Source organism: Streptomyces sp. NPDC059874 (genome assembly GCF_042731135.1).
Taxonomy (GTDB): domain Bacteria; phylum Actinomycetota; class Actinomycetes; order Streptomycetales; family Streptomycetaceae; genus Streptomyces.
Genome location: NZ_JBHWJY010000025.1, coordinates 1 through 18,558 on the forward strand (window position 1 = coordinate 1; position 18,558 = coordinate 18,558).

Sequence of the window (18,558 nt, forward strand, 5' to 3'; positions counted from 1 at the left end):
GGCAAGCTCGCCGACATCGTGCTCTGGCGCCCCCAGTTCTTCGGAGCCAAGCCGCAGCTGGTCCTCAAGTCCGGCTTCCCGGCGTACGGGGTCACGGGTGACCCGAACGCGGCGACCGACAGCTGTGAACCGCTCGTGCTCGGACCGCTGTTCGGAGGCCACGGAGCCGCGCCGGCGGATCTTTCGGTGGCTTTCGTCAGCCGCGCCGCGGCCGAGGCGGGGTCCGTCGGCAGCCCCTACGACGCGATGAAGACCCGCCGTCGTCGGGTCGCCGTGCGGGGCACGCGCGGCATCGGCCCCGCGGACATGGTCAACAATGCCCGCCTCGGTGACGTACAGGTGGACGCGCGCAACGGCCTGGTCACTCTCGACGGAGCACCCCTGCGCTCGGAGCCGGCGCAGGCGGTTTCCCTGAGCCGGCTCTACTTCCTGTGACCTGACCCGTACCCCTCGTCAGCCGCCCTGACAGGAATCTCAGAATCCTGGTGGATGCGCTGCAAACTCTTGACTGAATTTTCAGTCGAGGGGAAGATTCCAACCACCGCGTACCCGTCCCATGGCTGGATTCGGCCCCAGCGCCGCACCGCCCGCCGCCGACCGGTACTTCTGGCGAAGAGAAGAGAGATGCGTGATGACCGCTTTCCGTATGCCTGCCGAGTGGTCCGAACACGACGGGTGCCTGATGGCCTGGCCCACCCGTGACGACCTGTGGGGCAGCGTGCTGAAGGACGTCAAGGAGGAGTACGCGAACGTGGCGAGCGCGATCGCGCGCTTCGAGCCCGTGACCATGGTCGCGCCGCCCGGCTACGGCGAGGACGCCCGGTACTGGTGCGACCCCGCGGTCACCGTGGTGGAACTGCCGCTGGACGACTCCTGGTTCCGCGACTCCGCCCCGCTCTTCGTCCTCGACGGCGACGGCAACCGCGCCGGCGTCGACTTCCGCTTCAACGCCTGGGGCGGCAAGCACCACCCGTACGACGCCGACGACCGGATCAGCGGGCGGCTGCTCTCACACCTCGGGATCGAGCGCATCCACTCCGACATGATCCTGGAGGGCGGGGCGATCACGGTCGACGGTGAGGGCACGCTGATCACCACCGAACAGTGCCTGCTCCACCCCAACCGCAACCCGGGGATGACCCGGGACGAGATCGAAGCCGAACTGAAATCCCGGCTCGGTGTCGACAAGGTCGTCTGGCTCCCGTACGGCGGTCTGCTGGACACGGAGACCGACGGCCACGTCGACGGTGTCTGCGCGTTCGCCGCCCCCGGCAAGGTGGTCGTCTCCCTGCCCACGGACCCCGCGCATCCCGATTACGCCCGGATGCGGGCCAACCGCGCCGTGCTGGAAGCCACCACCGACGCCCAGGGCCGGCAGCTGGAGATCGTCGACGTCCCCCAGACCGCGTTCGTCGACGTGGCCGGCGGCGAGATAGAGGTGTCCTACCTGAACTACTACGTGGCCAACGGCGGTGTCGTCGTCCCGGTCGCCGGTCTGCCCCAGGACGAGGACGCCCTCGCCGTCATCGCGGCGGCCTACCCCGGCCGCAGGGTCGTCGGCGTGCGTGCGCTCGCGATCGCCTTCGGCGGCGGCGGAGTCCACTGCATCACCCAGCAGATCCCCGCGGCGCGCGCCACCGGCTGACCGGAGACCAACCGCTCCTGACGGGCCGGCCCCGCGGTCCGTCAGCCACCCGCATCACGTACGGAAAGAGAGCGCGACGATGTCCACACCCCCGCCCCGGACCACCAGACGCACCAGCGCCCAGCGCGGTCGGCTCGCCGCCGCCACCGCGGTCCTGGTGTCCTCGGCCCTGCTCGCGGCCTGTTCCGGTCCGCCCGAGAGCGGAGCGGATTCCCCCCTCACCGGGGTCACCCTGTCGAAGACCACGCCGCAGGCCAAGGGCGAGATCGATTCGTTCACCTGGGCGGTCTACGCCGAGCCGCCCACGCTCGACTACACGATGGCGTTCGACTACCCGCAGAACACGATCCTCTCCAACGTCTGCGAGAGCCTCATGCGGTGGACGCCGGGGCTCACCACGGAACCGGGCCTGGCGCAGAAGGCCTCGAATCCCGATCCCATCACCTGGGTCTACGACCTCCGCCCCGGCGTGCGCTTCCATGACGGCGGCGTGATGAGCGCCGACGACGTCGTCTTCAGCCTGGGCCGGCAGATGGATCCGGACAATGCGGCCGCCTGGGCGCAGAACTTCCAGAACGTCGATTCCGTGACCAAGACCGGTCCGCTCCAGGTCACCGTCAAGCTCAAGAAGCCCGACTCCCAATTCCCCCAGTACATGGCGACCGCCGCCGGCGTGGTGGCGTCCAAGGCCGGAGTCGAGGCGGCGGGCAAGGACTACGGCACCACCGGCGGCCTCGCCTGCACCGGCCCGTTCAAGCTCGGCACCTGGACCAAGGGCCAGTCGATCGAGCTGGAGCGGTTCGACGGCTACTGGGGAACCAAGGCCAAGTCCATGAAGGCCGTCTTCCGCGTCCTGACCGACCCGTCCGCCCGCACCAACGCCATGCTCAGCGGGGAGGCCGACGGCGGATACCTCATCCCCACCGAGAGCTACGCCCGGCTGCGTGACAGCGGCGTGGGCACCCTGTACTTCGGCGAGGGCCTGAGCACGGTCAACGTCAACATCACCAACATGCAGGGTCCGCTCGCCGACGTCCGCGTACGCCGCGCGCTGTCCCTGGCCCTGGACCGCCCCGGGTTCGTCAAGGCCGGACTCGGCGGCGCCGGAACCGTCACCCACTCCCTCACCACCCGCGCCGCCTGGGCCGCCGCCCCCGAGAGCACCCTGAAGACCGCACTCGACGGACTGCCGAGCCCCGACCGGGACATCGAGCAGGCCAAGGCGCTGATCAAGGAGGCCGGGGCCGCCGGCAAGACCCTGACCGTGGCCACCAGTTCCATCGGCCAGGACGTTTCCCTGCTCGCCACCGCGATCCAGGCGGCCGGCACCCAGATAGGCCTGGACATCCAGCTCAAGACCATCGCCCCGAACGCGTTCACCGCGCTCTTCACCGATCCCGCGGCGCGCGAGGGCATCGACATGTTCCCGCTCACCTACTACGACTCGATCACCGACCCCCTCGACCTGCTACAGAACTTCAAGACCGACGCCTACATGAACTTCGCCGGCTACAGCGACAAGCAGTACGACGAGCTGGTCGACCAGGCCGTCGGCGTCTACGACCCGACGCAGCGCCTGGAGATCGAGGCGAAGCTCCAGAAGCACGCCGCGGAGCAGCTGCTGTGGATCCCGGTCGCCGAGTGGCCCACCGCGGTCTTCCTCAACAAGCGGATCACCGGAGCCCCGACGACCATCTCCTACATGTACTACCCGTGGGCCGCCGACGTGGGTGCGGGCCAGTGAACTTCCTGAGATTCGCGGCGCGACGGCTGGGGGAGATGGCCGCCACCCTGCTCGCCGCCTCGTTCGTGGTCTTCGGCGCGATGTACCTGGCACCGGGCAGCCCCGCGAGCTTCCTGCTCGCGGGCCGCTCGGCCTCCCCGGAGGCCCTGGCCGCGATCAACGCCCAGTACCACCTGAACGACCCGTTCCTCGTACGGTACTTCCGCTGGCTCGGTGACGTGGTGCACGGAGACTTCGGGCGGTCCATCACCTACCGCACCGACGTCTCCCGGCTCTTGGCCGACCGCCTGCCCAGCACCCTGATGCTGGTCGCCATGGCCCTGGTCGTGGTCGTGGTCCTCGGCCTGGTGCTCGGGTGGATCGGCTCGGTCCGCGGCGGCGCCGCCGACTCCGCCGTCCTCGTCACCACCACGTTCGCCGTCGGCACGCCTTCGTTCGTCGCGGCCGTGCTGCTCCAGGGCCTTTTCGCGGTCAACCTCGGATGGTTTCCGAGCAGCGGCGCGGGCGACGGCTTCGCCGACATGCTCTGGCACCTGACCCTCCCGGCCGTCGCGCTCGCCCTGTACCTGGTCGGCATGCTGGCCCGGGTCACCCGCTCCGCCATGCTCGAAGCCCTCGACGGCGAACACGTCACCGTGGCGCGCAGCCGAGGGGTGCCCGAGCGCCAGGTCATCCACCGCCATGTGTTCCGCAACGCGCTGGGCACCGTACTCACTACGGGCGGCCTGATCGTCTCCACCCTGCTGGTCTGCACGATCCTCGTGGAAACCGCCTTCAGCATCGGAGGCATCGGCCAGCTCCTCGAGCTGTCCACGACGACCAAGGACTTCCCGACCGTCCAGGCCATTTCCCTGATCATCGTCGCCCTGTTCATGATCGTGAACCTCATCGTCGACCTGCTGCTGCCGTTGGTCGACCCGCGGATAACCCTCGGATCGAGGAGGTCCTCCGCATGACCGCCGTCCTGACCCGCCGGCCCGGCCTCTTCCGGATTCGGGCGCCTCGGTCACCGCTGTACGTGATCTGTCTGGGCTTCGTGGCCCTCGTGGTCCTGGCCGCGTTGCTCGCACCCTGGTTGGTGCCGTACGACCCCAACGTCATCGAGCTGGGCAAGGCGCTCGCCGCCCCCTCCGCCGAGCATCCGCTGGGTGTGGACGCGGCCGGCCGCGACACCCTCTCCCGGCTGCTGCTCGGTGCCCGCACCTCCCTGCTGGGTCCGCTCGGCGTGGTCGCCTTCTCCACCGTCGCCGGGGTCGCCGTCGGCATGGCCGCGGCCTGGAAGGGCGGTTGGCTCGACTCCGTACTGTCCCGCAGCACGGAACTCGTCTTCGCGTTCCCCGGCATGCTGTTGGCCATCCTGATCATCTCCGTCCACGGCGAAGGGCTGATCGCACCGGTCATCGCACTCGCCGTCGCCTACCTCCCCTACGTCAGCCGCCTCACCCGCTCCCTGGTCCTGGCCGAACGCGAACGCCCCTACGTCAGCGCCTACCAGGTGCAGGGGCACTCCTCGACGCAGATCTGCCTGCGCCACGTCCTGCCCAACATCGCCCCCGTCGTCCTCGCCCAGTCCACCATCAACTTCGGCTACGCCCTCATGGACCTCGCAGGCCTGTCCTTCCTCGGACTCGGCGTGCCCGCGCTCACCCCCGACTGGGGGCGCATGGTCTTCGACGGCCAGACCGCGATCCAGCACGGTTACCCGCTGTCCGCGATCCTGCCCTGCGCCGTCATCGTCCTGACGGTGGTCGCCTTCAACGTGGTGGGAGAACGCTGGGCCGACCGCGTCGCCAGGAGGGCCCGATGAAACCGCTGCAACCGATGCCCACACTCGACATCCAAGGGCTGCGGATCACCCTGCCCGGCACCGCCCGCCCCGTCCTCGACGGCGTCGACCTCACCGTCGACTCCGGCGAGACCGTCGCCCTCGTCGGCGAGTCCGGCTCCGGGAAGACCCTCACCTCCCGCAGCGCACTGCGCCTGCTGCCGCCCGGGGCCACGGTCGAGGGCACCGTCCGCGTGTGCGGCGAGGACGTCCTGACCATGGACCCCGACCGGCTGAGCGCCCTGCGCACCGGCACGGTCGCCATGATCTTCCAGGACCCCCGCGCCGCCATCAACCCGCTGCGCCGCATCGGCGACTTCCTCACCGAGTCCGTCCGGCTCACCAAGAGGATGAGCCGGGCGGACGCGACCGACCGGGCCGCCGAACTCCTGGGCGAGGTCGGCCTCGACGCCTCCGCACTGGACAAGTACCCCGGTCAGGTCTCGGGCGGCATGCTGCAGCGCGTCATGATCGCGGCCGCCCTCATGGGCGACCCGGCCCTGCTGCTCGCAGACGAGCCCACCACGGCACTGGACGTCACGACCCAGGCCGAGGTCATCGCCCTGCTGGCCAAACTGCGCGAACGCTTCGGCACCGGCCTGCTCTTCGTCACCCACGACCTGGACCTCGCCGCCGCCATCAGCGACCGGGTCTACGTCATGTACGCGGGACGCATCGTCGAGAGCGGCCCCGCGGAAGCCCTCTTCTCGCGCCCCCGCCACCCCTACACGGCAGCCCTGCTCGCCTCCACGCCCCGGCTGGAAGCGCCGCGCGGCAGGCTCGCCGCCATCGACGGACAGCCGCCCGACCTGCGCCGGGAACTGCGGGGCTGCCCCTTCGCGCCCCGCTGCCCCCTCGCCGGCGAGGTGTGCGACGAACAGGCCCCCCAGCCGCTGCCCGCACCCGGCACACCCGGACACCGCGCGGCGTGCCACCGCAGCGACCGGCTCGAAGGGAGCGCCGTCGATGCCTGACGACGTGCTGGAAGTGACGGGTCTGCACCGCGCCTACGGACACGTACGGGCCGTGGACGACGTGTCGTTCACCCTACGCGAGGGCGGCTCCCTCGGCATCGTGGGCGAGTCCGGATCGGGCAAGACCACCACGGCCCGGATCATCGTGGGCCTGGAACGGGCCGATGCCGGCCAGGTCCTCGTACAGGGCCGCGACCGCACGGGAGCCGCCCGCGGTCGAGCACAGCGCCTCGCCCGAGCCCGCGAAGTGCAGATGGTCTTCCAGGACCCCTACCTCTCCCTGGACCCGCGCACCAGCGTCGAGGCAGTACTGCGCGAAACCCTGCGCCTGCACTTTCCCGGCGCGGACCACACGCGGCGCGTCCGCGAACTGCTCGACCAGGTCGGACTGGGAACCCGCGCCGCCGACGCCCTGCCCCGCCAACTCTCCGGGGGCCAGCGCCAGCGCGTCGCCATCGCCCGCGCGTTGGCCGTGGAACCGGCCGTACTCGTCCTGGACGAGGCCGTCGCGGCCCTCGACGTGTCGGTGCAGGCACAGATCCTCAATCTGCTGGCGGACATCCGGGAACAGACCGCGATCGGCTACCTGTTCATCACGCACGACCTCGGCGTGGTCCGCTGCGTCACCGACGACGTGATCGTCATGCGCCACGGCGGCATCGTCGAGGCGGGCCCCACCGCCTCGGTGCTCGCGGCACCCGAACACCCCTACACCCGGCTGCTCCTGGAGTCGGTTCCCCGGCCCGGCTGGGACCCCGACCGGATCGCGGCGGCCCGCCGGGCCCTGCGGTAGCCGGGGGACAGGGGGAGCCGGGGACGGCGGCCCGCTCAGGCCCCCGCGGCGAGCGTGCCGATCAGGGTGCGGAAGACGGACTCGGCGTCGACTTCGGCGTCGAGGGACTGGATGGCGGCCAGTCCGTCCACGGCGGCGGCCACCGCCTCGCCGAGCGGCCGCGGGTCGATGCCGTCACCCCGCTCGTCGGCCAGCACCTGGAAGAGGCGGACGAAGCAGCCGCGCCAACGCCGGTATTCGGCCTCCAGGCTCACGCGCACGCGTTCGTCGTTCAACGCGTGCCAGTGCAGCGCCGAGTGAAGGTGCGACAGGTCCGCGCTCTCCCCCTGGGTCAGCAACCGTACGACGCGCTCCGCGCGTTCCGCGAAGGCGCCGGGGGCCTCCACCGCCTCCTCCAAGGGGGAGATCCACTCCGGCCGGATGTCCTCGATCACCGCCAGGATGAGGTCCGTACGGTCCTCGAAGTGGTAGTGGCACATACCGTGCGACACCCCGCACAGGGCAGCGACGTTGCGCGTCGTGAAACGTGCGCTCATCTCGCCGCCGAGGAGCGTCCGCGCGGCCGCGATCAGCCGCGCGCGCGTCTGTTCTCCCTTGGCCGAGACGCGGGGCCGTCCCGTCCGGGCGGCCGGGACGGACACGGAGGTCTGAGGCTTCTTCGGAGGGGCTGCCATGGCGCAACTCTACCGAGTGACCGACCGCCACCTGGGAGTTTCCGCGGACCACGGGAGATCGCCATCGCCGGCGGGCCGGCGGCCCGCGAGAAGTGAGGCCAAGAATATTGACCGAGCGCTCGGTCAGTAATAGCTTTCCGGCCAACCACGGGGCGACCGTGGGCAGTTGACACAGGAGGCGTAGATGAACGATCACGCAGCAGGCAGACCGCCGGGAGCCGGAGCCCTCGGTCGACGCGGATTCCTCACCGCCGCGGCCCTCGCCGCGGCCGGCGCCGCGCTGGGGGCGGCCGAAGGCCCGGCACGGGCCGCGTCGCGCGCAGGTCAGTCGCCCTCGGCGGGAGCGTTCGTGGTCCCGGCCGAGGACGTACCGCACACCCGGACCTGGATGGCCTGGCCGGACAGCACCACCATCTGGCGGGGCAAGCTCGGAGGCGTCCAGGCGAACATCGCGCTGATCGCGAAGACGATCGCGAAGTACGAGCCGGTCGTCATGTGCGCCAACCCCGCGAGCGCGTCCAAGGCCCGTTCGATGTGCGGACCGACGGTCACGGTGATCACGTCCATCGCCGTCGACGACTGCTGGATGCGCGACACGGGGCCCGTCTTCCGTACGAACGGAGCCGGCGGTCTCGACGCCGTCGGCCTGAACTTCAACGGCTGGGGCAACAAGCAGACGCACTCCAGGGACGAGCTCGTCGCCGAGAAGATCGCCGCCTACGCCGGAGTGCCGATCACGTACGCCGACCTGGTGGCGGAGGGCGGGGCGATCGAACAGGACGGCGCCGGGACCCTGATGGCGACCCGGAGCAGCATCGTCAACTCCAACCGCAACCCCGGGATGTCGCAGACCCGGATCGAAGCCGCGATGTGCGGTGCGTACGGAGCGTCCAAGGTCATCTGGTTCGACGGGGTCTACAACCAGGACATCACCGACGACCACGTCGACGCCACGTCCCGCTTCCTCGCGCCGGGGCGCGCGCTCGTGCAGATGCCGATGGCGACGGACAACGACGCCTACGCGAAGGACGCGCGGCAGCAGTACCAGATCCTGTCCACGTCCACGACGGCCACCGGCACCCCGATGGCGGTCGCCAAGCTGCAGGGCCCGGACTACTACAAGATCCGGTCGAGCAGCCCGGACTTCGTCGCGGCCTACGCCAACTACTACGTGTGCAACGGGGCGGTCATCTCGTCCCAGTTCGGCGACGCCACCGTGGATGCCGCCGCCAAGGCAACGCTCGTCCGGCTCTTCCCCGGCCGGACCGTCGTACAACTGAACACCGACTACCTCGGCGCCGGAGGCGGCGGCATCCACTGCGTCACCCAGCAGCAGCCGGCCCGCTAGGGCCTGTCGTCAAATTCGCGTCTGCCCCGCGACGCCTGGCACGCACTCTCGCCGCACCGGGCGAAAGCCCAAGTACGTCCAGTACGAGGGCTTCCGCCCGGCACGCCGAGAGCACGCACCAGACGCCGCGGCGCCGCCCTTCGGGCGACGACGGGAATTTGACGACAGGGCCTAGCGGTCCCGGGCACCACGCACCCCGTGTGGGCGGATGCGGCCGCACCGGTCCGTCCCGCATCTGCCACCACCGGGCGCCTCGGCCGCCACGACCGACGCCGGCTCGCTACGCCCGGTTTCCGGTCCTACCGGGTCGCGCGGATCAGCCGGTACGGCTCTCCCGCCAGCCAGATGCGGTCCTCCGCGTCCACATGGCAGCCGAGGCGTTCCGGAAGGCCCCGCAGGTACGCGACGGCCGGTCCGGTCAGCCGGACCCTGTCGTCACCGACGTGGGTGATGCCTCCCGGCGCGCACAGCGAGGCGAGCCAGGCGGCCCGGTCGCGCGGCAGCTCGGCGGTGTACACGGCCCCGGAGTCGCTCTCCCGTGCCAGGGCGTACAGGACGTCCCCGTACCGGGCGTGGTCCAGCACGGCACGTACGGCAGCCTCGATGCCCGACAGGCCGGCGTCCACCTGGTCGCAGGCGAAGACACGACCGGCGCGGGCCCGGGCGTACGCGAACCAGGTCCCCGCACGCGACGGAACGACGTAGCCGACGGGATAGCCGCCGGGGAGCCCGTCGTCCACGCAGATGTACACGATCCCGGCGGCATCGCCCCGCTCCCGTGTGAGGAAGAGCCCCCGCGTCTTCAGCAGCGTCGTGAGAGATCCGTCGATGACGGTCATGTTCGTGCTCCTTCCTCGGTCATGGCGGCGGCCGAACCCCCTCGTAGGGCCGCCGCGCTTGTGGAACCATCGCGGGGGACGCTGCAATGCGGATGAAGTTTTGATGATGTGCGGCGCGGGGTGGAGGATTTAGGAGTGGGGGCGGGATCTCGTCGGCGGCTACGGCTCGCCGTGCTCGGCACCGTGCGGGCCTGGCGGGACGGCACAGGGCTCGCTCTCGGGCCCGTCCGGCAACAGGCCGTCCTGGCCGCACTGGCGCTGCGCCCCGACCACCTGGTGAGCGGTGAGCAGCTGCTCGACGGGGTCTGGGGCGACAAGCCACCGGGCTCCGGGCTCAAGGTCCTGCCCAGCTACGTGTACGGGCTCCGCAAGCGACTCGACGAGGAGGGCACCGCGCCGGCGGATTCCGTGATCCGCGGGGAACGGGGCGGCTACCGGTTCGCCGCCGGCGGGGTCCGGCTCGACGTCGACGACCTGGCCGAGCTGGCCTCCCACGCCCGGCGCGCCAAGGTGTCCGGCGATCCGGCCGCCGCGGTGGACCGGCTGTCCGCGGCGCTCGCCCTGTTCGACGGCGAGCCGCTCGCCGGGCTGCCGGGACCGTACGCCGACGCCGAGCGGCAGCGGCTCCTCGAGCGCCTGCGCACGGTACGGCGCGACCGGCTCGAATGCCTGGTCCTGCTGGGCCGCTTCACCGAAACGCTGGACGAACTCGCCGCCCTGTCCGCGGCCGCTCCCTGCGACGAACCCCTCGCCGCGCTGCGCATGCGCGCCCTGCACGGCTGCGACCGCCAGGCCGAGGCCCTGAACGTGTACGAGGACCTGCGCAGGCGCCTGAGGGACGAACTGGGTGTCGATCCGGGCGAAGAACTCCGGCGCGCGCACCAGGCGGTGCTCCGGCGGGAAGACGTACGCCTCCTCCGCCCGGCGGAATCGAGGCCCGTCGCATCCCCGTCTCCTCCCCCTTCCCCGCCTCCCGCCCCCGCTCGGCCCGGGCCCCGCCCCGCGGTCAACGACCTGCCGGGCGACGCCGGCCGCCTGATCGGTCGGGAAGCCGAACTGGCGCGGCTGACCGCCCCGTCCCCGGCCGGATCCGTGTCGATCGTGACGGTGGACGGCACCGCCGGAGTCGGCAAGACCTCGCTCGTCGTCCGCGCCGCCCGCGAACTCAGCGCCCAGTACCCGGACGGCTGCCTGTTCGTGGACCTGCGCGCGCACAGCACTGGACGGCGCCAGTCACCGGAGCAAGCGCTCCAGCGCCTGCTGCGCTCCCTCGGCGCGGCCCACGGCGAGCTGCCGAGCGACCTCGAGGAACTCACCGCCGCCTGGCGCGCGGCGACCAGCCCGCTACGGCTGCTCCTCGTGCTGGACGACGCCCTGGACGCCGACCAGGTCCGGCCGTTGCTGCCCGCGGGCTCGGGCAGCAGGGTGCTGGTGGCGGGCCGGCGCAGGCTCGGCGAACTGGACGCCGACCGGCGCGTCACCCTGGAGCCCCTGACGAGCGGGGACGCCGTGTCCCTGCTCACGCACCTCATCGGAGAGGAGCGCGCGAGCAGGGAACCGGAGGCCACGGACCGGCTGGTCGGGCTGTGCGACGGACTGCCGCTGGCGCTGCGCATCGCCGGGTCACGGCTGCAGAACCGCGTCAGCTGGACGGTGGGCCACCTGGTGGGCCGCATGGCGGACGACGACCGCCTGCTCGGCGAGTTGAGCGTCGGGGGCCGCAGCGTCGAGGCGGCCTTCAGGCTGTCGTACGACCAGCTGACACCCGAGCAGCGGAGCGGATTCCGGGCCCTGGGCCTGGCCCCGACGGTCGAGTTCGACGTGTTGACGCCGGCGGCCATGCTCGGATGGTCGCCGTACGACACCGAGGGGGTTCTGGAGAGCCTCGTCGACACGAGCCTGCTTCAGCAGCCGCGCCCCGGCCGCTACCGGTTGCACGACCTGGTCCGCGTGCACGCGCGGCGCGTCGCGGAAGCCGAGCCCGAGGAGGCCGCCGGCGCGCGGACGGCCGCGCTCCGGCTCTACCTCGACGCCGCCCGCACCACCAGCGACTGGGGCGCCGGCGCGTTCCCCGAGGGCCCCCGGGCCACCGGCGCGGCGTTCACGGACTGGCGGGAGGCGGAGGCCTGGCTGGACGCGGCCGGCGGTGAGCTCGCGGACGTCGTCGGACACGCCGCGGCCCTCGGCGAAGCCGACTACGCCTGCTGGATCGCGGAGGCGCTGTGCGATTACTTCGTACGGCAGGGCCGCTACCACGAGAGCCAGACCGCGCTCGAGATCGCGCTCGCGCACGTGGACGAGGCCACCGACCGGCGCATGGCCCTCGCCCTGCGCAACTGCCTGGGCTACACCTGCCTCCACCAGCGCCGGTACAAGCGGGCGCGCGCCCTGTTCACCGAGGCACTGGACCTCGCCCGGCTCGGACCCGACCCCTGCGAAGAGGCCAGGACCCTGGCCGGGCTGGGCGCCCTCCACCTCAGCCTGGGCGAAGCCGGCCGGGCGCTCGACCATGTCACCGCGGTGACCGAGGCGTCCCGGCGGCCGCGCAACGACTGGGTCGCCTCCATGGCACTCGTCATCCAGGGCCTCGCCCACCAGTACGAACGACGCAACGACGAGGCGCTGGCCTCCTTCGCCGATGCGCGCACCCACGCCGAGGCGGGCGGCCGACCGCGCATGACCGGCAGGGTCCTGAGCTGCGCCGCCGACATCCACCTCCGTCTCGGCCGGTACGGGGAGGCCAAGCGCCTGCTCCGCGAGGCCGTCGACCTGGTCGCGCAGGGCGGGGACGTCTTCCTCTGCGCGCGCAGCCTGACCCGGCTGGGTACGGCACACCAGGGTGAGGGAGACCCGAGCGCCGCCATCGCCCTCCACCACCAGGCCCTGTCACAACACCAGTTGTTGTCCCCGCTCACCGAACCCGGGTACGACTGGCTTGAGATGGACATCCGCAGCCGGCTGGGCCGCTCCTACCTGGCGGCAGGGCGCATCCGTGAGGCGCGCGAGCAGTTCCAGGCCGTGCTCGACGTACAGGACGCCCGGGCGAACCGTGCGGAAACGGCCGCCCGTTCCTCCTGAGAGAGGAAGGGGACGGCCGCTTCGCGGCGCCGGTCACGACGTGGGGATCAACCCTCCGCGCGGTCGTCGGGCCCGAGCCGGTGCAGGCCCGCCGGGAGCCGGCCGGGGGAGTGCAGTACCCCGAGGGACTGGGTGGCCCGGGTCAGGGCCACGTAAAGGTCGCTCGGCGGAAAGTCGGCCGGTTCCACCACGATCACCGTGTCGAACTCCAACCCCTTGGCCTGGCGCGGGTCCAGGAGCACCACGTCCTGGGTCAGATCCGGCTCCGCGTCCTCCCGTACCTCCGGCAGTACGGCGGCCAGCTCCGCGTGCAGGGAGCGCGGGGCGATCACCGCGAGCCGGCCCTCCGCGGGCCGCTCCGCCTCCACCGCCCGCGCGAGCGCGCCCGCCGGATCACCCGCAGCGCGCGCCCAGGGCCGTACCCCGGTGGACCGCACCGAGCTCGGCGGCCTGAAACCGGGATCGCGCTCCCGCAGCACGGCCGCGGCCACCTCCATGATCTCGGCGGGCGTACGGTAGTTGACCCCGAGGCGGACCAACTCCCAGCGCTCGCCAACGTACGGGGACAAAATCCGCTCCCAGGACCCGCACCCCGCCTCCTCGGCGGTCTGCGCGGGATCGCCGACCAGGGTCATCGACCGGGTCGGGCAGCGCCGCATCAGCAGCCGCCAGGCCATCTCGGACAACTCCTGCGCCTCGTCCACGATGACGTGCCCGAAGGCCCAGGTGCGGTCCGCCGCCGCCCGCTCGGCCGTACTGCGGTGATCGACCTCCTCGTGCCGCTCGGCCATCCGTTCGGCGTCGATGATGTCGTGCGCCGCGAGGAACTCGTTCTCCTCGTCCTCGAACTCGTACGACTCCGAGCCCTGCGACAGGTCCAGCACCCCCTGCGCGTACGCGACGCGCTGTGCCCGCGCGCGCTCCTCGGCGGCCCGCCGCGCGCTGTCGTCCTCCCCGAGCAGCTCGGCGGCCTCGTCCAGCAGGGGCACGTCGGCCGGGGTCCAGTCCGGCCGCGCCGAGGGCTCGCGCCGGATCAGCTCGGCCTCGTGCGGGGGCAGGTGCGTGGGCTCCGCGAGGAAGTCGGCGACCAGCTGTTGCGGGGTGAGGGAGGGCCACAGCGAGTCGATCGCCGCGTGGACGGCGGGACTCATCGCGATCTCCTTGCCGAGCTGGGCGACGTCGTCCGGGCCGAGCAGGTTCGGGCCGCCGTACGGATCGGCGCCCAGCCGGTCGGCGAGCTGCGCCGTGAGCGCGTCGATGATCGGGAACGCGAAGGCGGCACGGGCCTGGTTGTGCGGCAGTCCGGTGGCGCGGGCCCGGTCCCGGGCCTCGTGGGCCATGGTGCGGTCCAGCAGCAGGGTTCCGTAGTCGTCGTGGTCGATCTCCAGCGCGGGCTCGGGGACCGCGTCGTACTCCTCGCCGCGGCCGGGCGGCACCGTCTCCGGCAGGCACTGCCGGTCGGCGACCACCCGGGCCAGCACCTCCGCCATCCCCGCCCGGCCCTTCACCGCGGGGGCCCCGGGCCGGTCGGTTCCCGTGGCGTGCACCCCGGGGAACAGCTCGCCGGGAGTGGCGAGCAGGACACCCGTCTCGCCGAGCGCCGGGAGCACCCCGCCGATGTAGCCGAGGAAGGCCGGGCCCGGCCCGACGATCAGCACGCCGCGCCTGGCCAGCAACTCCCGGTGGGCGTACAGCAGGTACGCGGCGCGGTGCAGCGCGACCGCCGTCTTCCCGGTGCCCGGGCCGCCCTCGACGACCAGCACCCCGCGGTGCGTGGAGCGGATGATCCGGTCCTGCTCGGCCTGGATGGTCCGCACGATGTCGTGCATCCGGCCGGTGCGGGCGGCGTCGAGCGCCGCGAGCAGCACGGCGTCCGCGTCGGGCCCCTCGTACCCGGTGCGCTCGGGGTCCGTCAGGTCGAGGATCTCGTCGTGCAGCGCGGTGACGACCCGTCCTCGGCTGCTGATGTGGCGACGGCGCCGCAGCCCCATGGGGGTGTGGCCGGTGGCGAGGTAGAAGGGGCGGGCCACCTCGGCCCGCCAGTCCAGGACGAGCGGGGTGCGCTCCGTGTCGTCCGCGCGGATTCCGATCCGCCCGATGTGGTGGTCACGGCCGTCGGAGAACTCCAAACGGCCGAAACAGAGGCCGTTCTCTCCGGCATTCAGAGCGGCTTGCAGGTCGGACTGCTCGGCCACGAGGATATCGCGCTCCAGGCGCGTCTGGGCCCCGTTCCCGACATCGCGCAACGCCCGCTCGACGGTACGTTCGGCCTGGTCACGCAGGTCGTCGAGGCGCCGATAGAGGTCCGTGACGAATTGCTGCTCTTTCCGGAATTCCTCGGTTGACAATTGCACTCCCACCGCGCTACAGTGTCCTCGTAAGGTTGTTCACGCTTTTGTTTCCAGTCAACGCGTGAATCAATCAATATACGCTCTCTCGTCCCTCGGCAGCGAATTCGGCCGGGGGATTTTTTGCGTACCGTGGATCTCATGACCATCGCACACGGCTCCGCCGACGGCATCGTCTACCGCCCCGCCCGCCCGCAGGACGCGGGTGCCATCGAGGCCCTGGACGGGTCCTTCACCACCGACACGGTCTTCGAGGTCGCCCCCGCCGAGGCCGGCCTCGGCTTCCTGCTCCAAGAGGTTCCCGTGGACCCGCCGGTGTACAAGGAGTTCCCGCCCGAGGAGCACGACGAGCAGGGGCTCGGCCGCGGCTCCGGCGCCGACGGGAGCGGGGACGCGCGTACGTACGTGGCCCTGGACGGCGAGCGGCTGTGCGGCTTCGTCGCCGTCGGCTACGCCGCCTGGAACCGCCGCCTCACCATCGAGGACATCGAGGTCGCGCCCGACCGTCGGGGCCGGGGCATCGGGCGCGCGCTGATGGAGTGCGCTGCGGAGTTCGCCCGCGAACGGGGTGCCGAACACCTCTGGTTGGAGGTGAGCACCGTCAACGCCCCGGCCGTGCACGCGTATCGACGCATGGGATTCGTCCTCTGCGGTCTCGACACCACCCTGTACGGGGGTACGCCCGCGGCCGGCGAGCGGGCGCTCTTCATGACCAGGCCCTGCGGCTGAGTACCCTCGGGCGCGTGGTGCCACACGGTCAACTCCCGGACCCTGGCGGATCGTACGCCCCGTAGCGCCCGCCCCGCAGTCCGATCGTCGAAGATCACACGGAGGAGTGTTCCGGGCGCGCCTGCCACACGCCGCTGACCTGCGGCATGTACAAAGGGTGATTGTTCATTGCACATTCATCCGGCATGTACAGGGTGGATCTGGTCGGACAGGGGGTAACCGCCCGGAATGGAAATACTTCAACAGCGCTCCACCACCGCTCAGGTGTGGGAAGCGGCCGAGGAGTTCATCCGACTCTTCCACAGGGAGAGCCACGACGCCGGTGATCCGCGTGCTCGGCTCGCCGCCGTGCGGGCCGAGCTCGCGGAGACCGGCACCTACCGGCACACCCCTGAGGAACTGGTCCACGGCGCCCGGGTCGCCTGGCGCAACAGCAACCGCTGCATAGGCCGGCTCTACTGGAACTCGCTGCGGGTCCGCGACCGCCGCGAGCTCGTCGAAGCCGACGAGATCGCCGCCGAGTGCTTCGAGCACCTGCGCGAGGCCACCAACGGCGGTCGGGTCCGGCCCACGATCACGGTCTTCGCCCCGGACACCCCGGACAGCCCCGGCCCGCTGATCTGGAGCGAGCAGCTCGTCCGGTACGCCGGCTACGGCGACCACCCGTCGATAACGGTCGGCGACGCCCGAAACGCGGCACTCACCGAATCCCTGCTCCGGCTCGGCTGGGCCGGTGGCTCCGGTACCCCCTTCGACCTGCTCCCGCTCGTGGTGCAGGGCGTCGACGACAAACCCCGCTGGTTCGACGTCCCGGCGGACGCCGTGCTGGAGGTGCCGATCGAGCACCCCGAGGGCGACGGCTGGGCGGACTGGGGGCTGCGCTGGCACGCCGTACCCGCCATCTCCAACATGTGCCTGGAGATCGGCGGCATCCACTATCCGGCGGCCCCCTTCAACGGCTGGTACATGGGCACCGAGATCGGCGCCCGCAACCTGGCCGACACCGACCGGTACAACCTGCTGCCGGCGGTCGCCCGCCGCCTCGGGCTGGACACCGCCACCGAGCGCTCCCTCTGGAAGGACCGCGCGCTCGTCGAGCTCAACCGGGCGGTGCTGCACTCCTTCGACCGCGCCGGGGTCACGATCGCCGATCACCACACCGAATCCCGGCGCTTCCTGTCCCACATGGAACGGGAGGAGCGCAAGGGGCGCGAAGTGGGCGCGGACTGGTCCTGGATCGTGCCGCCGATCTCCGGCTCCGCGACCCCGGTCTTCCACCGCACCTACGAGGACCGGCCGAGCAGCACGGCGTACGTCCACCATCCCGGCGCGCAGGAAAGGGCCCAGGGGCGCGACTTGGTCTAGACCTTCTGTTACGGTCGGCTCCGGACCGATCGGCGGAGGGACACGGCATGGGCGACAACACGGCCTTCGAGGAAGAACACCGGGTCTACATCGGCTCGTTCACCTCGGCGGGCGGGCGCGGCATCACCACCGCCGCCCTCGACCCGGCGACCGGCGCCCTGACGGAGCTCTCCACGACCGACGTGCTGGCCGACCCCTCGTACCTCGTGGAAGGAGTGCACATCGGGGTGCTCTACGCGGTGAGCGAGAGCAGCGAGGGGATGGTCGGCGCCTTCGTCGCGGACGGCCGGGGGCTACGACCGCTCGGAGCCCCCGTGCCCGTGGGCGGCGCGGGCCCCACCCACCTCGCCGAGGCCTGGCCGTGGCTGCTCACCGCCCACTACACCTCGGGCGGTGTCGGCGCGGTCGCCATCACCGAGGACGGCTCCCTGACGGGGCCCCCGCGAGTACTGCACCACCGGGGGTCGGGCCCGGACCCCGAGCGCCAGGAGGGTCCGCACGCCCACCAGGTGCTCCCCGACCCGGGCGGCCGCTGGGTGCTGAGCGTGGACCTCGGCACCGACTCCGTACGGGTCTGCGCGCTGGACGAAGACGCCGGCACGCTGCGGCCGCACTCCGAGACCGCGTTGACCCCCGGCAACGGCCCGCGCCACCTCGTCTTCCATCCCGACGGGGAGGTGGCGTACCTGGTGAACGAGCTGAGGCCGCTGCTGACCGTCTGCCGGTGGGACGCGGAGGCGGGGAGGCTGGAACCGGTCGCGGAGGTTCCGCTCGCCGCGGAGGGCGCCTCAGGGGCCGCCCCAGGGGTCGTCCCGGGGGTCGTCCCGGGGGCCGTGAGGGCCTATCCCTCCGCCGTCGTGGTCGCGCACGACGGGCGCTTCGTCTGGGTCGCCGTGCGCGGCGCGGACACCCTGCTCACCCTCTCGCTCGCCGACGGCCCCGAGAAGCCCCGCCTCACGGGCGCGGTGGACTGCGGGGGTCACTGGCCCCGCGACCTCGCCCTCGACCCCCGGCACAACCGGCTCTACGCGGCCAACGAGCGCTCGGGGGACGTCACCTGGTTCGACGTGGACCCGGAGACCGGGCAGCCCCGGCGTGCCGGGTCGCTACCGGTACCCGCCGCCACCTGCGTCCTGCTCGGCTAGCCCACGCGCAGGAGGGCCCGCCCCCGGAATTCCGGCGGCGGGCCCTCCTGC

The 18,558-nt window shown here is 71.8% G+C and carries 15 protein-coding genes and 1 pseudogene; 13 read left to right on the forward strand and 3 right to left on the reverse strand.

Going from position 1 to position 18,558, the window contains the following annotated elements; translation table 11 throughout:
• From ACFV9H_RS16525 to ACFV9H_RS16555, 7 genes and pseudogenes are all read left to right on the forward strand, one after another.
• A pseudogene (locus ACFV9H_RS16525) lies at window positions 1-435 on the forward strand (urease subunit alpha); the annotation flags it as partial.
• 196 nt (window positions 436-631) lie between these two features.
• Window positions 632-1,645: an agmatine/peptidylarginine deiminase gene (locus tag ACFV9H_RS16530; RefSeq protein WP_385398325.1), complete on the forward strand. Its 1,014-nt coding sequence runs from the start codon at window positions 632-634 to the stop codon at window positions 1,643-1,645.
• A 79-nt stretch (window positions 1,646-1,724) separates the two neighbouring features.
• Window positions 1,725-3,389, forward strand: coding sequence for an ABC transporter substrate-binding protein (locus ACFV9H_RS16535; protein WP_385398327.1), 1,665 nt, complete (start codon window positions 1,725-1,727; stop codon window positions 3,387-3,389).
• Entirely contained in the window at window positions 3,386-4,345 is a 960-nt protein-coding gene (locus ACFV9H_RS16540) for an ABC transporter permease (RefSeq protein ID WP_385398329.1), read from the forward strand. The genes ACFV9H_RS16535 and ACFV9H_RS16540 overlap by 4 nt, the downstream gene beginning before the upstream one ends.
• Window positions 4,342-5,196: an ABC transporter permease gene (locus tag ACFV9H_RS16545; protein WP_385398331.1), complete on the forward strand. Its 855-nt coding sequence runs from the start codon at window positions 4,342-4,344 to the stop codon at window positions 5,194-5,196. The genes ACFV9H_RS16540 and ACFV9H_RS16545 overlap by 4 nt, the downstream gene beginning before the upstream one ends.
• Window positions 5,193-6,188 carry an ABC transporter ATP-binding protein gene (locus ACFV9H_RS16550; RefSeq protein ID WP_385398333.1) on the forward strand — a complete coding sequence of 332 codons (996 nt, stop codon included), beginning with the start codon at window positions 5,193-5,195 and terminating at the stop codon, window positions 6,186-6,188. The genes ACFV9H_RS16545 and ACFV9H_RS16550 overlap by 4 nt, the downstream gene beginning before the upstream one ends.
• Complete coding sequence (locus ACFV9H_RS16555; RefSeq protein ID WP_385398335.1) at window positions 6,181-6,981, forward strand: ABC transporter ATP-binding protein; 801 nt, start codon at window positions 6,181-6,183, stop codon at window positions 6,979-6,981. The genes ACFV9H_RS16550 and ACFV9H_RS16555 overlap by 8 nt, the downstream gene beginning before the upstream one ends.
• A gap of 35 nt (window positions 6,982-7,016) precedes the next feature.
• Here the strand turns inward: ACFV9H_RS16555 and ACFV9H_RS16560 are convergent, their stop codons facing one another.
• A complete protein-coding gene (locus ACFV9H_RS16560) occupies window positions 7,017-7,655 on the reverse strand; it encodes a TetR/AcrR family transcriptional regulator (RefSeq protein WP_385398337.1) in 639 nt (212 codons plus the stop codon).
• 184 nt (window positions 7,656-7,839) lie between these two features.
• Between ACFV9H_RS16560 and ACFV9H_RS16565 the strand changes: the two genes are divergently transcribed.
• Window positions 7,840-9,003 carry an agmatine/peptidylarginine deiminase gene (locus ACFV9H_RS16565; RefSeq protein WP_385398339.1) on the forward strand — a complete coding sequence of 388 codons (1,164 nt, stop codon included), beginning with the start codon at window positions 7,840-7,842 and terminating at the stop codon, window positions 9,001-9,003.
• A 299-nt stretch (window positions 9,004-9,302) separates the two neighbouring features.
• Here ACFV9H_RS16565 and ACFV9H_RS16570 read toward each other — a convergent pair whose 3' ends face one another.
• A complete protein-coding gene (locus ACFV9H_RS16570) occupies window positions 9,303-9,842 on the reverse strand; it encodes a hypothetical protein (RefSeq protein ID WP_385398341.1) in 540 nt (179 codons plus the stop codon).
• Window positions 9,843-9,977: 135 nt separating this feature from the next.
• Here ACFV9H_RS16570 and ACFV9H_RS16575 point away from each other — a divergent pair, with 135 nt between their 5' ends.
• Complete coding sequence (locus ACFV9H_RS16575; protein WP_385398343.1) at window positions 9,978-12,920, forward strand: BTAD domain-containing putative transcriptional regulator; 2,943 nt, start codon at window positions 9,978-9,980, stop codon at window positions 12,918-12,920.
• 47 nt (window positions 12,921-12,967) lie between these two features.
• Here the strand turns inward: ACFV9H_RS16575 and ACFV9H_RS16580 are convergent, their stop codons facing one another.
• Window positions 12,968-15,049 (reverse strand): HelD family protein, encoded by a 2,082-nt coding sequence (locus tag ACFV9H_RS16580; protein WP_385398345.1) that lies wholly within the window; start codon window positions 15,047-15,049, stop codon window positions 12,968-12,970.
• On the opposite strand from ACFV9H_RS16580, the gene ACFV9H_RS16585 reads away from it, so the two are divergent.
• From ACFV9H_RS16585 to ACFV9H_RS16600, 4 genes are all read left to right on the forward strand, one after another.
• A complete protein-coding gene (locus ACFV9H_RS16585; RefSeq protein ID WP_385398347.1) occupies window positions 15,023-15,265 on the forward strand; it encodes a hypothetical protein in 243 nt (80 codons plus the stop codon). The genes ACFV9H_RS16580 and ACFV9H_RS16585 overlap by 27 nt on opposite strands.
• A 144-nt stretch (window positions 15,266-15,409) precedes the next feature.
• Window positions 15,410-15,997 (forward strand): GNAT family N-acetyltransferase, encoded by a 588-nt coding sequence (locus tag ACFV9H_RS16590; RefSeq protein ID WP_385398349.1) that lies wholly within the window; start codon window positions 15,410-15,412, stop codon window positions 15,995-15,997.
• A 228-nt stretch (window positions 15,998-16,225) separates the two neighbouring features.
• Window positions 16,226-17,362 carry a nitric oxide synthase oxygenase gene (locus ACFV9H_RS16595; protein WP_385398351.1) on the forward strand — a complete coding sequence of 379 codons (1,137 nt, stop codon included), beginning with the start codon at window positions 16,226-16,228 and terminating at the stop codon, window positions 17,360-17,362.
• A 47-nt stretch (window positions 17,363-17,409) separates the two neighbouring features.
• On the forward strand, window positions 17,410-18,507 hold the full coding sequence (locus ACFV9H_RS16600) for a lactonase family protein (protein ID WP_385398353.1): 1,098 nt from the start codon (window positions 17,410-17,412) through the stop codon (window positions 18,505-18,507).
• Window positions 18,508-18,558: the final 51 nt, after the last annotated feature.

Coding starts and splice junctions, on each gene's coding strand:
- ACFV9H_RS16530 (WP_385398325.1), top strand. CDS start 632: ATGACCGCTTTCCGTATGCCTGCCGAGTGGTCCGAACACGACGGGTGC.
- ACFV9H_RS16535 (WP_385398327.1), top strand. CDS start 1,725: ATGTCCACACCCCCGCCCCGGACCACCAGACGCACCAGCGCCCAGCGC.
- ACFV9H_RS16545 (WP_385398331.1), top strand. CDS start 4,342: ATGACCGCCGTCCTGACCCGCCGGCCCGGCCTCTTCCGGATTCGGGCG.
- ACFV9H_RS16550 (WP_385398333.1), top strand. CDS start 5,193: ATGAAACCGCTGCAACCGATGCCCACACTCGACATCCAAGGGCTGCGG.
- ACFV9H_RS16555 (WP_385398335.1), top strand. CDS start 6,181: ATGCCTGACGACGTGCTGGAAGTGACGGGTCTGCACCGCGCCTACGGA.
- ACFV9H_RS16560 (WP_385398337.1), bottom strand. CDS start 7,655: ATGGCAGCCCCTCCGAAGAAGCCTCAGACCTCCGTGTCCGTCCCGGCC.
- ACFV9H_RS16565 (WP_385398339.1), top strand. CDS start 7,840: ATGAACGATCACGCAGCAGGCAGACCGCCGGGAGCCGGAGCCCTCGGT.
- ACFV9H_RS16570 (WP_385398341.1), bottom strand. CDS start 9,842: ATGACCGTCATCGACGGATCTCTCACGACGCTGCTGAAGACGCGGGGG.
- ACFV9H_RS16590 (WP_385398349.1), top strand. CDS start 15,410: ATGACCATCGCACACGGCTCCGCCGACGGCATCGTCTACCGCCCCGCC.
- ACFV9H_RS16595 (WP_385398351.1), top strand. CDS start 16,226: ATGGAAATACTTCAACAGCGCTCCACCACCGCTCAGGTGTGGGAAGCG.
- ACFV9H_RS16600 (WP_385398353.1), top strand. CDS start 17,410: ATGGGCGACAACACGGCCTTCGAGGAAGAACACCGGGTCTACATCGGC.